The organism is Massilia sp. SYSU DXS3249 (genome assembly GCF_053668055.1).
This window is the reverse complement of the sequence record NZ_JBSIPX010000018.1, coordinates 1-14,470: the sequence shown is the minus strand read 5'-3', so window position 1 is coordinate 14,470 and position 14,470 is coordinate 1. Positions and strand designations below refer to the sequence as shown.

Below are 14,470 nucleotides of genomic sequence, written 5' to 3'. Positions count from 1 at the left end.
ATCGAGCGCAGCGTCCACCTTTCCGAAGCCTGCTTGCCGTCGCCGTTGAAACTGATAAGCGCTATGTCCATCCACAATGAGGCCGTGAACCTGGCCGGCAAGGTTCTTACCCATTCCTGCCATGCCTGCGCCTTTTTCCACACCAAGGAAGAAGAGTACCGGGTGCTCATGCCGTTCATCATGGAGGGTTTCGAGCGCGGCGACCGTGCCTTCCACATCGTCGATCCCGAGCACCGCGCCGAACACATGGCGCGCCTGCAACAGCAGGGCATCGACACGGACGCGGCCGAGGCGGATGGCCGTCTCGAAGTCCTCAGTTGGCGCGAAACCTACCTGAAGGATGGGCGTTTCGACCAGCAGCGCATGATCGAGACCCTGCTGCAGATGCTGGCGCCCCACAATTCGCCTCCCGGAAAGATGTCGCGCAATATCGCGAACATGGAGTGGGCGCTGGAAGACCGCCCGGGCGTGCACGATATCGTCGAGTACGAGGCGCGCCTGAACGCCGCGCTGCCGGCGCGGCACGACCCGGTCGTCTGCACCTACGACCTGTCCAGGTTCGATGCCGCCGCCGTGACCGAGATCATGCGCACCCATCCCATGGTGATCATCGGCGGCATCCTGCAGGAAAATCCTTTCTATGTCCCGGCTGAGCAACTGCTCCAGGAAATCGAAGCCAGGAAAACGGCCGCCGGCGCCCAGCCCGGCGCGGCGGAGTAGGGGATTGGGCGGCATGGAGAATCCCGGCAAGCAGGCGTCCGAGATCGAGGAGCTGAGGCGCACGACGCGCGACCTGGTCGCCATGTCGACCTTGTCCGCTGTCTGGGGCGACTTCGGCCTCGACGCGATCGTCGGCAGCCTGGCGGGCGTGCTCTCGTCGATGCTCGACCTCGACCTGGCCTATGTCCGCGTCACGGGCGGCGGCGCCAGCCCGGCGGTCCCTGCCCTGGAAAAAATCCAGGGCAAGTTCCTCGATGCCGCCCGGCTGCTGCCCGCCGTGCGTGCAGTGGCGGACAGCCCATCGGCTGCGCCGGCGGCGGCAGAGGCCGTTACCATCGCCCTTCCGGACGACGGATGCCTGCTCCGCGCCAGCGCCGTCCGGCTCGGTATCGGCCGCGGCATCGGCGCCGTGGTCGTGGCTTCCCGGCGGCCTGGTTTCCCGTCCGAGCACGATCGCTTGCTGCTCGGTGTGGCCGCCAACCAGGCGGCCGTCTTCGTGCAGCGCCGCCTGGCCGAGCAGGCGCTGGCACGAAGCGAGTCGCGCTTCCTCGACCTGGCCGACGCGGCGCCCGCGATGCTCTGGGTGACCGAGCCGGACGGTTCGTGTTCCTTCCTGTCGCGCGGCTGGTATGCCTTCACCGGGCAGAGCCCGGCCCAGGGCCTCGGTTTCGGCTGGATCGACGCAATCCACCCGGACGACCGGGACGCGGCGGACGATGCTTTCATGGAAGCGAACCTGCAGCAAAAGGGATTCAAGCTCGAGCACCGCCTGCAGCACGCGGACGGCAGCTACCGCTGGGTGATCGACGCCGGCCAGCCCCGGTTCTCGTCGGCCGGGGAGTTCCTTGGATTCGTCGGCAATGTGCTCGATATCAGCGACCGCATTCAGGCCGAGCAGGCCCTGCGCGAAACCCAGCAGACGCTGTCGACCGTGTTCGAGGCGCTGCCTGTCGGCGTGGCGGTGACTGACCGGGACGGCAAAATCGTGCACGCGAACCAGGAGATGCAACCGTACATGCCGACCTCGGTCCTGCCTTCGCTCGACGACGCACGCCGCCACCGATGGCAGGCTTTCCACGCCGATGGTACGCCGTTCGCAGTGCGCGACTTTGCCAGTGCGCGCGCCATGCGCGGCGAACGGGTGGTGCCAGGGATCGAGGCGCGCTACGAAAAGGACGACGGCAGCGAAATCTGGACGCAGGTGGCCGCGGTTCCGCTCACCGGCAGCGACGGTGCGGCCAAGGGCCAGGTCACGGTGGTGACCAACATCGATGCCTTCAAGCGCACCGAGAGGGCGCTGCGCGAGGCCGAGGCCAGCCAGCGTGCGCTGTTCGACGAGGTCACCCGGTCGCACAAGAACCTGAGCGAGTTCCTGGCCGTGCTGGCGCATGAACTGCGCAATCCGCTGGCGCCGATCGTGACCGGGCTGGAAGTCATGCGCATGCGCGCCGACAGCATGGAGACCGTCGCCAGCGTGCGCGGCATCATCGAGCGCCAGGCGAAGCAGCTGTCGCACCTGATCGACGACCTGCTCGACATCGCCCGCGTCACCAACGGCAAGGTCGAGATCAGGAAGGCGCCGGTCGAGCTGAAGGCGATCGTCTCGAACGCCGTGGAGACCAGCCTGCCGCTGATCGAGAAAAGCCGTCACGCCTTCAGCCAGGTGCTGACCGATGCGCCGCTGCCGGTCAACGCGGACGCCGCCCGCATCGCGCAGGTGATCGGCAACCTGCTGACGAATGCGGCCAAATACACGCCGCAGGGCGGGCACATCGCACTCGAGGTCGGGCGGCAGGGCGACGAGGCCGTCATCTCCGTCATCGACAGCGGGGTCGGCATTCCGCCGGAGTCGCTGGAATCGGTGTTCGACATGTTCAGCCAGGTCGGGCGCAACATGCCGCACGCCCAGGGCGGGCTCGGGATCGGGCTGTCGCTGGTGCGCCAGCTGGTTGGCATGCACGGCGGCACCGTGGCGGCGGCGAGCGCGGGGACCGGCAAGGGCAGCACCTTCGTGGTTCGGCTGCCGCTCGACAAGGACGCGGTCCCTGCCGGCAGCGCCCAGGCATCCGCCCAAGTGGCCGGCGGCGGCACACGCCTGCGCATCCTCGTCACGGACGACAATGTCGATGCCGCGCTGACCCTGGCCGCGCTGCTCGAGATGCACGGCCATGCGCTGCGCACGGCGCACGACGGGCCCGAGGCGCTGCGCATTGCCACGGAATTCCAGCCGCAAGTGGTCTTCCTCGACATCGGCATGCCGGGCATGAGCGGCTACGAAGTCGCACGCCGGCTCAGGCAGATCGCGGGCCTCGAGCGCAGCGTCATCGCGGCCGTGTCGGGCTGGGGCGCGAAGGACGACCTGCTGCGCACCAGGGAGGCCGGCTTCGACATCCACTTCACGAAGCCGGTCGCGCCGGCGCGCGTCAGCGATTTCCTGGCCTCGCTGTCCGGGCGCAGCGACGCCTGATACCGCAGGGCGTCGACCATGATCGTTCCATGCGCCTCGACCTCGCAGGAGGGCTGGCTGGACCTGCGCCGGGCCTTGTGGCCGCAAGGGACGGCGGCCGAACACCTGGCCGAGATGCAGTCCTTCCTGGACGAGCCGGCCAAATACGTGCAGTTCCTGGCCCATGGCGCGGACAGCCGGCCGGCAGGCTTCGTCGAAGCGGCGCTGCGCACGGACTACGTCAACGGCACGGAAACCTCGCCGGTCGTCTTCCTGGAAGGGATCTACGTCGCGCCGGCATGCCGGCACCAGGGCATCGCAGCGGCGCTGGTGGCCGCCGTGGCCGCGTGGGCGGTCGACAAGGGATGCAGCGAGCTCGCATCCGACGCGCTGCTCGAGAACACGGCCAGCCATGCCATGCATGCCGCGCTCGGGTTCGAGGAAACGGAGCGCGTCGTCTATTTCCGCAAGCGGCTCGCTCCATAAACGTCCAGGCACCCCTGCCTGTTACCGGGTGCCGCGCACCCCGGCCACCACCCGCACGGTGTTGTCAATATTGCATGCTTGCAAAATAAAACGGCACCCGTGATGCATAATCTATAATGATTTCATTGCCCATCGATCGACTATCGGATCGACATTTTTCTCATCTTTTCAATGCAAGGGCAGCCCATGAACGCGGAAATTGAACGAATCCCCACTGGAATACCGGAGCTGGATGCCGTCTTGCGCGGAGGACTTATCCGCCAGCGCGTCCATTTGATTGAAGGCAGGCCGGGTACCGGCAAAACGACACTGGGCCTGCGTTTCCTGATCCACGGCGCATCGCAGGGTCAGCGCTGCCTCTACCTGACGCTCTCCGAGAGCAGGGCCGAGCTGCTGGCGACGGCCCACAGCCATGGCTGGTCCCTCGACGGCATCGACATCGAAGAGATCATGCCCATGGCGCCGGATACGAGTTCGTCGCAAACCATCCTGCTGCCGACCGACACCGAGCTTTCCGCCCTGGTGAACCGCATTGCGCAGCGGATTGCGGCAAGCGATGCCGACCGGGTCATCGTTGACTCGATGGTCGAAGTACGGCTACTGGCGCGCGACAGCGCGCACTACCGGCGCCAGATCATCGACCTGCGCCAGCGCCTGGGCGATTGCCAGGCCACCGTGATCCTGCTCGACGACCTGACGGCGGATGGCCGGGAGTACGAGTTGCAGAGCGCCGTGCACGGCGTCGTGACGCTCGAACAGCTGGAGCGCAACTTCGGCGCGACCCGCAGGCGCTTACGCGTCGTCAAGCTGCGCGGAGGCGACTTCCAGAGCGGCTGGCACGATTTCGCGATCAAGAAGAACGAGATCCTGGTCTTTCCCAGCCTGATCGCGCAGGAGCACCATCGCGACGACGAGGTGCGCGACATCGCCAGCAATGTCGACAGCCTTGACCAGCTCATGGGCGGCCCCCTGGTCGCCGGCAGTTCCACGATGATCATCGGGCCTTCCGGCGCCGGCAAATCGACCCTGGCCCTGCAGTACGCGCTGTCCGCAGTGAAAAGCGGCTGCCACGTCGGTTACTTCACGTTCGACGAATCCGAGCTGACCTTGCGCTCGCGGATGGCCGAACATATCCAGCAGGACGAGGACTCGCACCAGCAGCGCCTGTTCCACCTGCGCCGCGTCAATCCCTCGCGCATTTCGCCGGGCGAATTCATCTGGAACGTGCGGCGCATCGTCGAAGACAGCGGGGCGCGCCTGATCATCATCGACTGCATCAACTCCTACCTGGATGTGATTCGCGAAGAGAAGTCGCTGCTGCTGCAGATGAACGAGCTGTTTTCCTATCTGAGCAATATGAACGTGACCTCGATCATCGTCGGCGCTCACTCCGCGCGCCTCGATACCTCGAAGGAGCCGGATGCGCTCAGCATCATCACCGACAACATCATCTCGCTGCGCTACTACGAGCATGAGAACGTCGTGCGCAAGGCGATCTGCGCACTGAAACGGCGCCACGGCCGCCACCAGCACGACGTGTGTTCGCTGCACCTGACCGACGAGGGCATCGAGATCGGCGCACGCGTGGAGGTGCCGATCAGCGAAGCGGGAGCGACGTCCCTTGAAGTCTGACGGCGCCGACGCTGGTTCCATGCAGGCCGCGCTGGCGGTGGTCTTCGCACCGGTCGAAGGCGACGCGCTTGCCCTGCGCGGAATGCTCGAGGAAGAAGGCGTGCAGATGCATTCCTGCGCCAGTGCGGACGCCTTTTATGCGCAGCTGGACGAGAGGGCGTGGTGCGCCATCGTCACCGAGGAAGGCCTGGACCGCTGTTCGCTGGAGGGCCTGGACGCGACCTTGCGGCGCCAGCCGACGTGGTCGAACCTGCCCCTGCTGACCCTGGCGGGACCGGCGGCTGGAAAGGTCGACAGCAATCGCTTCACGCGCCTGGCGCGGATCGGCAACGTGACTCTCATCGAACGCCCGACCTCGCGCGAAGTGCTGCTGATGGCGATACGGTCGGCCCTGCGCACCCGCCAGATCCAGTTCGCCATGCGCGACCACTGGCGCGCGCTGGAGCAGCATGCGCAAGGGCTGGAGGAAGCCGTGCGGGAGCGTACGCTCTCGCTGGAACGGGAAATCGGCGAGCGCAGGCGGGTCGAGCGCGCCCTGGAGGAGGCGCGCCGGCTCGAATCGCTGGGCCGCCTCACCGGTGGCGTGGCGCACGACTTCAACAACATCCTGCAAGTGATCTCCGGGTCGGAAGCCCTGTTGCGGATGCTGCTGGCGAAGGAGCTCGCGGTTCCGGTCGGGCGCGCGCTCGACAGTATCCGGCGCGCTTCCGGCCATGGCGCTGCCCTGACGCAGCAATTGCTGGCGTATGCGCGGCGCCAGCCGCTGAACAATGTCGCCCTCGACCTGCCCCTGTACCTGAAGACCACTGCCGAGATGCTGCGCGAGACGGCGGGGCCGCAGGTCCAGTTCAGCAGCCGGATCCCGGCTGCGCTGTGGTCGGTGTCGGTCGATCCGGCCCAGCTCGATGCGGCATTGCTGAACCTGGCCAGCAATGCGCGCGATGCGATGCCGGACGGCGGGCAACTGCTGCTCACGGCGGAGAACCTCCGCCTGCCCGACGCCGGTTTCCCGGAAGCGGCCGACCTGGACGGCGAATATGTGTGCATCGCCGTCGTCGACACCGGGGAAGGCATGTCCGACAAGACGGCGCGGCAAGCCTTCGAACCGTTCTTCACCACCAAGTCGGTCGGCAAGGGCACGGGCCTCGGCCTGTCGCAGGTGTACGGCTTCGCCAGCCAGAGCCATGGCCTTGCCTTCATCCGCCGCGAGGCCGTCGGCACCCGCGTCGGGATCCTGCTTCCGCGCAGTACCGACAAAACCGATGCGCCGGCGCCGGCGGCGTCCGGCATCGCGCCGCGCACGCTGCACGGCGTGCGCATCCTGTGCGTCGAGGACGATCCGGTGGTGGCCGACACGATGACGGCGCTGCTGCAGGCGCTCGAGGCCGAGGTGACGGTCGTCGACAGCGCGGACGCCGCCACCGGCGCCGATTTCAGCCAGGTCGACCTGGTCTTGTCCGATGTGATGATGCCAGGAAGTATGGACGGGATCGGACTGGTGCACTGGCTGTCGCGCCACCATCCGCGCGTGCCGGTGGTGCTGACCAGCGGCTACATGGTCGATCCGGGACGCCTGCAGACCTTGCACATCCAGTTTCTGCGCAAACCCTACACCGCGGAGGCGCTGGCCGGCGCCATTGCACTCGCCCTCGAGCGGCCGGAACGCGCCGGAATCGTGGGCGACGGCTGACCCTGGAGCTGGCGCCCGGTGCTCAGCGCTCCATCAGGATGGCGAGCATGCGCGCTGGGTTGGCGATGAAGTCGTGCGTCACCCGGTAGTGCTCGGTGTCCTCGTAGGCGATCGGCGCGATGCCGCGCTCGCCGCATTCGTAAATCGTCGCGTTCGGGTAGGCCATCAGGATGGGCGAGTGGGTGGCGATGATGAACTGGCTGCCGTCTTCGGCGAGGTCATGCAGGCGGCTGAGCATGGCGAGCTGGCGCTGCGGGGACAGGGCCGCTTCCGGTTCGTCGAGGATGAACAGGCTGTTGCCGCCGAAGCGCGCCATGAACAGGTTGAGGAAGGCTTCGCCGTGCGAGAGTTCGTGCAGCGGCGTGCCGCCATAGGCATCGGTCAGCTTCCCGATCCGTTCGATCTCGGTGCTCACGTTGAAAAAGCTTTCCGCGCGCAAGAAGAAGCCGTCGCGCGGCGGCGTGATGCCGCGCGCCAGGCGCAGGTGTTCGTGCAGGCTGGAATGCGATGCGCGCGTGGCGAACCGAAAATTGCGGCTGCCGCCTTCCGCGTTGAAACCCATCGCCACCGCGATGGCTTCGAGCAGGGTGGATTTGCCGGAGCCGTTTTCGCCCACGAAGAAGGTGACCTGCGGGTGCAGCGCCAGCCTGTCGAGCGAGCGGATCACGGGCAGGGATAAGGGGAACTCCTGCGCATGCGCGGCCGCGGAGGATTTGAGGCTCACTGCCGACAGGAAGGGATGTGCTTTCATGGGCGCTCTGCGGATGAGTTTGTCTTGCACGATCGACAAGCGCCCATATTGTACAGCGCGCCCCCGGGTAGTCCCTGGTGCGCGCCTGATTCCGCTCAATCCTCGATGAAGACCACCGCCGTGCGCGCCGGGATGCTGAACGTGCCCTTGGCGCTGTCGTAGCCGGCGTTCGCGGCGCGCTTGTCGCCCGCGCCCGGCGCCGTGTGCACCGGATGCAGGCGCAGGCGCTTTCCGGCCGCCTGCGGGTCGGCCACCACGTGCGCCACCTTGTCCACGTTGATCAGGTAAGTGACGCCCTTGAAGCCCGCGCCGGCATAGCCGCGGCCGTCGAGGTGGGCCGCCAGCACGGTCGGTTCCTGTTGCGGGCCGACGTTGAAGAAGCGCAGGCGCTGGATGACGTCATCGGCCGTGCGCATGCGGAACAGGGTCGAGCCGGCGCGGATCCGCAGCAGGTCGCGGAAGGCGTCGCGCGTGAAGGCGATGTTGGCCGGGGTGGGAACCAGGGCGGGATTGGCCAGCAGCGGCTTGAACAGCGGCCAGTCCTTCGCGTTGTCCGGGCTTGGGGGCAGGCCGGTGCCGAAGTAATTCGTCTGGTAGCTCCAGTCGACCCGGTTGAACCAGTCGCCCGAGTTGAAGCTGTTGCGGTCCAGGGACTTGGAGCGCAGGATGTCGACGCCCGCGTGGTAGTAGGCCACGCCCTGGCTGAAGGCGTTGAGCGCCAGGCCCAGCACCTGGACGCGGGCGCGGTCGGCGGTGGAGGTGTCGACCGGCAGCTTGAGGGCGTTGGCGTCGTACAGGGTCTGGTTGTCGTGGTTCTCGACGTAGTTCACGACCTCGCCGGGCTGGCTGGCGTAGCCGGCGGGCTGGCTGCCGTAGGGGATGTCTTCCAGCTTGCGCGGCGTGCCGTCGAAGGTGGTCAGCGTATAGCCGCGCAGGGTGCCGGCCAGGCCGATGCGGAGCATGTCGGCGGCCGCCATCAAATCCTTCACGGGGCGCGCGCCGGCGCGGGCGTTGGCGTCGTAGACGAGGCCGTTGATGTAGCCCTGCTGCTTGATGACGGCGTCGCCCGCATCGCCGGCGCCGCCGCCCCTGGCCGCATCGCGCGCGCGGTCGCTGAAGGTGCCGATGCCGCTGCCGTTCAGGGACAGCTGCGAGGCCTGCACGAAGCGGGCGCCGTCGGCCACCTCGCCGAAGTTCCAGCCCTCGCCGATCAGTTGCACGGGGCGGCCGGCGGCCTTGTCCACGCGCGCCTGCAGGGTCTCCATCGCCGCGCGCGGCTGGTGGCCCATCAGGTCGAAGCGGAAGGAGTCGATCTTGTAGTGCTTCACCCACAGCTCGGCGGATTCGATCATCAGCTTGGCCATCATGGTGTTTTCGGTAGCCGTGTTGTCGCAGCAGGTCGACTGCTCGACGGCGCCCTTTGCATCCAGGCGGTGGTAGTAGCCGGGCACTACGCGGTCGAGCACCGATTTTTCATGTTGCCCGGAGCGGAAGGTGTGGTTGTAGACCACATCGAGGCCGACGCGCAGGCCGGCGCGGTGCAGGTTCTGCACCATCTCGCGGAATTCGACGATGCGCCTGGCGCCGTCCGCCGGATCGCTGGCGTAGCTGCCTTCGGGCGCGTTGTAGTGGAAAGGATCGTAGCCCCAGTTGTAGCAGTCCTGGTCGGCCGTTTTGCCGATCAGTGCCTGCTGGGTCTCGCCGTCGGGCGCGCCCTGGGGCTGCGGCACGGCGCAGTCCTTTTCCGGGACGCTGCCGAGGTCGTAGACGGGCAGCAGGTGGATGTCGGTCAGGCCCGCCTTGGCCAGCGCCTGCAGGTGGCGCATGCCGGCCGAACGCGTCTCGCCGAAGGCTGCGTACTTGCCGCGTTTATCGGCCGGCACGCTCGGGTCGTCGCGCGAAAAATCGCGCACGTGCAGTTCGTAGACGGCCATGTCGGGCTGGGCCTTGACGGTGGCCGGCACCCGGTGCGTGTCCCAGCCGCGCGGTTTGAGGGCAGGGGCGTCGAGGTCGGCGATGTAGCTGCGTTTCGAATCGGTGCTCAGGCTGACCGAATACGGGTCGGTGACGAAATTGCGCACCAGGCCGGCACTTTCGGCCACCACGTCGACGGCGTACTTGTAGTAGCGGCCGGAGAGGTCGGCCGGCAGGTTTGCCGCCCAGACGCCGGTGCGGGCGTCGAAGGCCAGCGGGTGGACGGCGGCGGCGCGGCTGGCGGCATTGTCGTAGACGCAGACGGCGGCCTGCTGCGCAGTCGGCGCCCACAGCTTGAAGCCGATGCGGCCTTTGGCCGGGCTGGCGCCGAGGTCCGGCACGTTTTCTGCGGCGGCGTACAGGTCGTCGAGGGCGCCGGCCGCTTGCAGGCGGGTCGCCGCCAGCACGGTGCCGTCAAGCGCTTCGCGCACCAGCACCAGCTGCTCGCGGTGCAGCCCTGCGAGGCGAGGCAGGTCGGCCTCCTTGACGGACAAGACGGCGCCCGCGCCGACGTACTTGAAGCGCTGGGCGGCGGCGGCAGGCACCGCGCCTTTGAACACGTCCAGCAGCAGCGATCCTGCCGCGCCGCTCACCTTCGCGTCGGCAGCGGCCTTGATCGCGCCGGTCGGCGAATGGTAGAGGCGGAACACGCCTGCATCCACCGCGCCCGGCCACTGCGCCAGGCGCCGGTCGAGCCAGACGGCGCGCGCCTCGAAGGCCTGCGCGGCCGGGTGCAGCACCGCGGCGAAGGTCGGGCTGTCGCAGGCCTGCAGGGGGATGGCGGCGTGGGCGGAGCAGGTGGCGGCGGCGAGGGCGGCGCAGGCGTATCGGATCATGGGGCTCTCAATGTAGTTCGGCTACAGAATGGCAGCCATGTAAGGGTAAATACGCTGCCGGTGGGTCTTTATTTGATGTAATTCTACTAGTGTTTGCTAGCGTAGCGGATAAAAACGGGGCTGTTTGATATTCGGAACTCGCGAAAATAAAAAAGCCGCCCCGACGCAAACCGGAGCGGCTTTTTTCAAACGGAGCAACCGGCTATCAGACCTTGGCCGGCGCCGGCACCGCGGCGCCTTCGGCGTTGCGATAATAATCGACCATCTTGTAGCGCTTCGCATAGAGGCCGAAGGCGAGCGCCGCCAGCAGCGCAAAGGCCGCGAAGAAGTACATCTGGAAGGCGATCACGCCGACCCCGGAGCTGGAAATCGTATTCAGCACCGCCTCGTTCTTGACCGCTGCGTTCACGACCAGCACCCACAGGTTGCCGACCGTGACGGCCAGGCTCCAGAGGGCCATGATGGTGCCCTTCATCGCGGCCGGCGCCTGGCTGTAGGCGAACTCCAGGCCGGTGGCCGAGACCAGCACTTCGCCCATCGTCAGCAGCGCGTAGGGCAGGATCTGCCAGGCCATCGAGGTCGGGGTGCCGGCGTCCATCGACACCTGGATGGTGCCGATCACGAGCCAGGACAGGGCCGAGAAGGCGATACCGGCCGTCATGCGGCGCAGCGGGGTCGGCGTGAGGCCGATCTTCTGCAGCATCGGGAACAGCACCAGGTTGTTAAACGGGATCAGGATCATCACCAGCAGGGGGTTCAGGGCCTGCATCTGCGCAGGCAGCAGGGTGAACTCGTTGCCGAAGATCGAGAAGGTAGTGATCATCGAATTGGCCTGCACCACCCAGGTCGAAGCCTTCTGGTCGAACAGCGACCAGAAGGGCGTGACCAGCGCGAACACGACCAGGATGCGCAGCACCGCGCGCACGCCGTCGACGGCTTCGTCGGGGTGGGCACCGCGCGCACGCTCGAGCTGCATCGAGGTGCCCAGGCCGCCGAAGGCCAGCAGCAGCACCAGCGCGGTGCAGGCGGCGATCACGAAGCCCCATTGCGGCGACATCGCCAGCGACACGATCGCGCCCGCCACGCCGATCAGGGCGATGGTGAGGCCGGGACGGCCCTGGCCCGGCTTCTGCGCCAGCAGGGCGGTGCGCGCCACGCGTGTGAACGAGTGCGGGCTCGGCGCGGCGGGCGGCACGTGCACGTATCTGTGGCGTGCGCTCCAGAAGATGACGGTCGCAATGAACATCAGGATGCCGGGGATGCCGAAGGCGACGGCCGGGCCGTAGTTCTTCAGGAACAGCGGCATCAGCAGCGACGCGAAGAAGGAGCCGAAGTTGATGATCCAGTAGAAGGCGTCGAAGACGAGCTTCGCCTTGCCCTTGTTGGTCTGGTCGAACTGGTCGCCCACGAAGGAGGCAACCAGCGGCTTGATGCCGCCCGCGCCGAGCGCGATCAGGCCCAGCCCGAGGTAGAAGCCCTTGACGTTGTCCTCGAAAATGGCGAGGCAGGCGTGGCCCGCGCAGTACACGAGGCTGAGCCAGAAGACGGTGTTGTACTTGCCGAAGAAGCGGTCGGCCAGCCAGCCGCCGAGCAGGGGGAAGAAGTACACGCCGATCACGAAGGTGTGGAACACGTGCTTGGCTTCGCCGGTGCGCTCGGACTCCGGCAAGAACAGCAGCAGCGTCGAGATCAGGAAGGGCGTGAGGATGTTGCGCATGCCGTAGAAGCTGAAGCGTTCGCAGCCCTCGTTGGCGATGATGTAGGGGATCTGGCGGGGCATGCGCCCGTTGGATTCGATTGGCGTCGGCTGGCTCATGGCGCATCTCTAAAATGGATCAACCCCGGATGCTATGACGCTGTACGGGTCTTTGCAACAGGAAAATATGCACTGTCGAGCAGGGTTCGTAGTTTTGCTACTTCAGCGTTTTCCGATGCAAATATTATTTGCAGATAAGCCATTGAATGCAAAGGAAATATGCTCTTCATGACGGCATTCCGGCCGATTGTCATTGCCCTGAACCTGCTGTATATTGCGTAAAAACCATCTCACCGGATCGATCCCCATGACCCAGACTTCCACGCAAAAACACGACTGGTGGCGCGAAGCCATCATCTACCAGGTCTACCCGCGCAGCTACCTCGACTCGAACGGCGACGGCGTCGGCGACATTCCCGGCATTACCTCGAAGCTCGACTACATCGCCAGCCTGGGCGTGGACATCGTCTGGCTCTCGCCTTACTTCAAGTCGCCGATGAAGGACTTCGGCTACGACATCTCCGATTACTGCGACGTCGACCCGCTGTTCGGCACCCTGGCCGACTTCGACGCCATGGTCGCCAAGGCGCACAGCCTGGGCCTGAAGATCATGATCGACCAGGTGATGGCGCACACGGCCGACGCCCACCCCTGGTTCGTCGAGAGCCGCAGCAGCCGCGACAACCCGAAGGCCGACTGGTACGTCTGGGCCGACGCGGCACCGGACGGCAACCCGCCGAACAACTGGATGTCGGTCTTCGGTGGCGCCGCCTGGCACTGGGACAGCCGCCGCAAGCAGTACTACATGCACAACTTCCTGGCCAGCCAGCCGCAGCTCAACTTCCATAATCCCGACGTGCAGCAGGCCCACCTGGAGGCGCTGCGCTTCTGGCTCGAGCGCGGCGTGGACGGCGTGCGCATGGACGCCTGCAACTACCACTTCCACGATACGGAACTGCGCAGCAACCCGCCGGCCACCAAGCGCGACACCGCCTCGGTCACCGACGTCAACCCCTACGGCATGCAGGCTCACATCTACGACAAGACGCGCCCGGAAAACATTGCCTTCCTGCAGAAGATCCGCGCGCTGCTGAACGAATTCGGCGCCGTGTCGATCGGCGAAGTCGGCGCCGACGACGCGCTGGCCTGCATGGCGGAATACACGGCCGACGGCGACAAGCTGCACATGGCCTACAGCTTCAACCTGCTGACCCCGCAGTTCACGGCAGCGCACATCCGCACGCAAGTGGAAGAATTCGAAGCGCGCGTGAAAGGCGGCTGGGCCTCCTGGTCGGTCGGCAACCACGACGCCATCCGCGTGGTCACGCGCTGGAAGGGCGAAGATGCGCCGGTCGCCTTTGCGGCGATGGTGCTGGCGATGCAGCTGTCCCTGAAAGGCACGCCTTGCCTGTACCAGGGCGACGAGCTGGCGCTGCCGGAAGCGGACGTGCCGTATGAACTGCTGCAGGACCCGTACGGCATCACCTTCTGGCCCGAGTTCAAGGGCCGCGACGGCTGCCGCACGCCGATGCCGTGGACGAACGAGGCGCCGAACGCCGGTTTCACGAGCGGCACGCCCTGGCTGCCGGTGGCCGAACCGCACCTGGCCCTGGCTGCATCGGCGCAGGAAAACGACCCGAGTTCGGCCCTGGCCGCTGCGCGCCGCATCATCCATTGGCGCCGTTCGCTGCCGCAGCTGACCCGCGGCGACATCAGCTTCTTCGACGCGCCGGAACCGATCCTCGCGCTGCGCCGCACGCTGGACGGCGAGCCGACCGTGCTGGCCGCGTTCAACCTGTCGAATGCGCCGGTAAGTTTCGATTGGGCGGAGACGGCTGCCGCTGCGAACCTGGAAGGCCATGGCCTGCCGGGCGAGGCGGCGGGTGGGAAGGTGAGCTTGCCGGCTTACGGCGCCTGGTTCGGCACCGCGAAATAAGTGTATGACGGCCCGCCCGTGTACGGGCCGATAAACGTAGGGTGGACTCCTGAGTCCACGCGTTTATAACGTGTGCGTACTTGCGGCCTGGCGCTACGCCCCGGATGTTCGCATGCCGCAAACGCGTGGAGTTGTCATTGAGGCCCCGGGCCTCAATGTCGGCCGTTTCCATCAGCACCGGCGAGTAGCCGCTCTCGCTGGCGCCGGCCAGCAGCAGGGTCAGCCAGCGGTACAGGGGGGCGT

Annotated in this window: 9 protein-coding genes; 6 read left to right on the top strand and 3 right to left on the bottom strand. The window is 66.6% G+C overall.

Going from position 1 to position 14,470, the window contains the following annotated elements; translation table 11 throughout:
• Positions 1 to 63: 63 nt before the first annotated feature.
• The 5 genes from ACWCIA_RS18740 to ACWCIA_RS18720 all read left to right on the top strand — a co-directional run bounded on the left by ACWCIA_RS18740 (position 64) and on the right by ACWCIA_RS18720 (position 6,974).
• The gene (locus ACWCIA_RS18740; protein ID WP_454165708.1) at positions 64 to 720 is read left to right on the top strand and encodes an MEDS domain-containing protein; all 657 of its coding nucleotides are present in this window, start codon (positions 64 to 66) and stop codon (positions 718 to 720) included.
• Positions 721 to 733: 13 nt separating this feature from the next.
• Complete coding sequence (locus ACWCIA_RS18735; protein WP_454165706.1) at positions 734 to 3,187, top strand: PAS domain-containing hybrid sensor histidine kinase/response regulator; 2,454 nt, start codon at positions 734 to 736, stop codon at positions 3,185 to 3,187.
• A gap of 18 nt (positions 3,188 to 3,205) precedes the next feature.
• A complete protein-coding gene (gene aac(6'), locus ACWCIA_RS18730; RefSeq protein ID WP_454165704.1) occupies positions 3,206 to 3,652 on the top strand; it encodes an aminoglycoside 6'-N-acetyltransferase in 447 nt (148 codons plus the stop codon).
• 171 nt (positions 3,653 to 3,823) lie between these two features.
• A complete protein-coding gene (locus ACWCIA_RS18725; RefSeq protein ID WP_454165702.1) occupies positions 3,824 to 5,284 on the top strand; it encodes an ATPase domain-containing protein in 1,461 nt (486 codons plus the stop codon).
• Complete coding sequence (locus ACWCIA_RS18720) at positions 5,274 to 6,974, top strand: response regulator (protein ID WP_454165700.1); 1,701 nt, start codon at positions 5,274 to 5,276, stop codon at positions 6,972 to 6,974. The genes ACWCIA_RS18725 and ACWCIA_RS18720 overlap by 11 nt, the downstream gene beginning before the upstream one ends.
• A 22-nt stretch (positions 6,975 to 6,996) precedes the next feature.
• On the opposite strand, the gene ACWCIA_RS18715 is transcribed toward ACWCIA_RS18720, so the two are convergent.
• The 3 genes from ACWCIA_RS18715 to ACWCIA_RS18705 all read right to left on the bottom strand — a co-directional run bounded on the left by ACWCIA_RS18715 (position 6,997) and on the right by ACWCIA_RS18705 (position 12,351).
• The gene (locus ACWCIA_RS18715; protein ID WP_454165699.1) at positions 6,997 to 7,725 is read right to left on the bottom strand and encodes an AAA family ATPase; all 729 of its coding nucleotides are present in this window, start codon (positions 7,723 to 7,725) and stop codon (positions 6,997 to 6,999) included.
• A 95-nt stretch (positions 7,726 to 7,820) separates the two neighbouring features.
• A complete protein-coding gene (locus tag ACWCIA_RS18710) occupies positions 7,821 to 10,535 on the bottom strand; it encodes an alpha-1,6-glucosidase domain-containing protein (protein ID WP_454165697.1) in 2,715 nt (904 codons plus the stop codon).
• 205 nt (positions 10,536 to 10,740) lie between these two features.
• Positions 10,741 to 12,351 (bottom strand): POT-type proton-dependent oligopeptide transporter, encoded by a 1,611-nt coding sequence (locus ACWCIA_RS18705; protein ID WP_454165695.1) that lies wholly within the window; start codon positions 12,349 to 12,351, stop codon positions 10,741 to 10,743.
• A gap of 247 nt (positions 12,352 to 12,598) precedes the next feature.
• Here ACWCIA_RS18705 and ACWCIA_RS18700 point away from each other — a divergent pair, with 247 nt between their 5' ends.
• On the top strand, positions 12,599 to 14,227 hold the full coding sequence (locus ACWCIA_RS18700; RefSeq protein WP_454165693.1) for an alpha-glucosidase: 1,629 nt from the start codon (positions 12,599 to 12,601) through the stop codon (positions 14,225 to 14,227).
• The last annotated feature ends 243 nt before the right edge of the window (positions 14,228 to 14,470 follow it).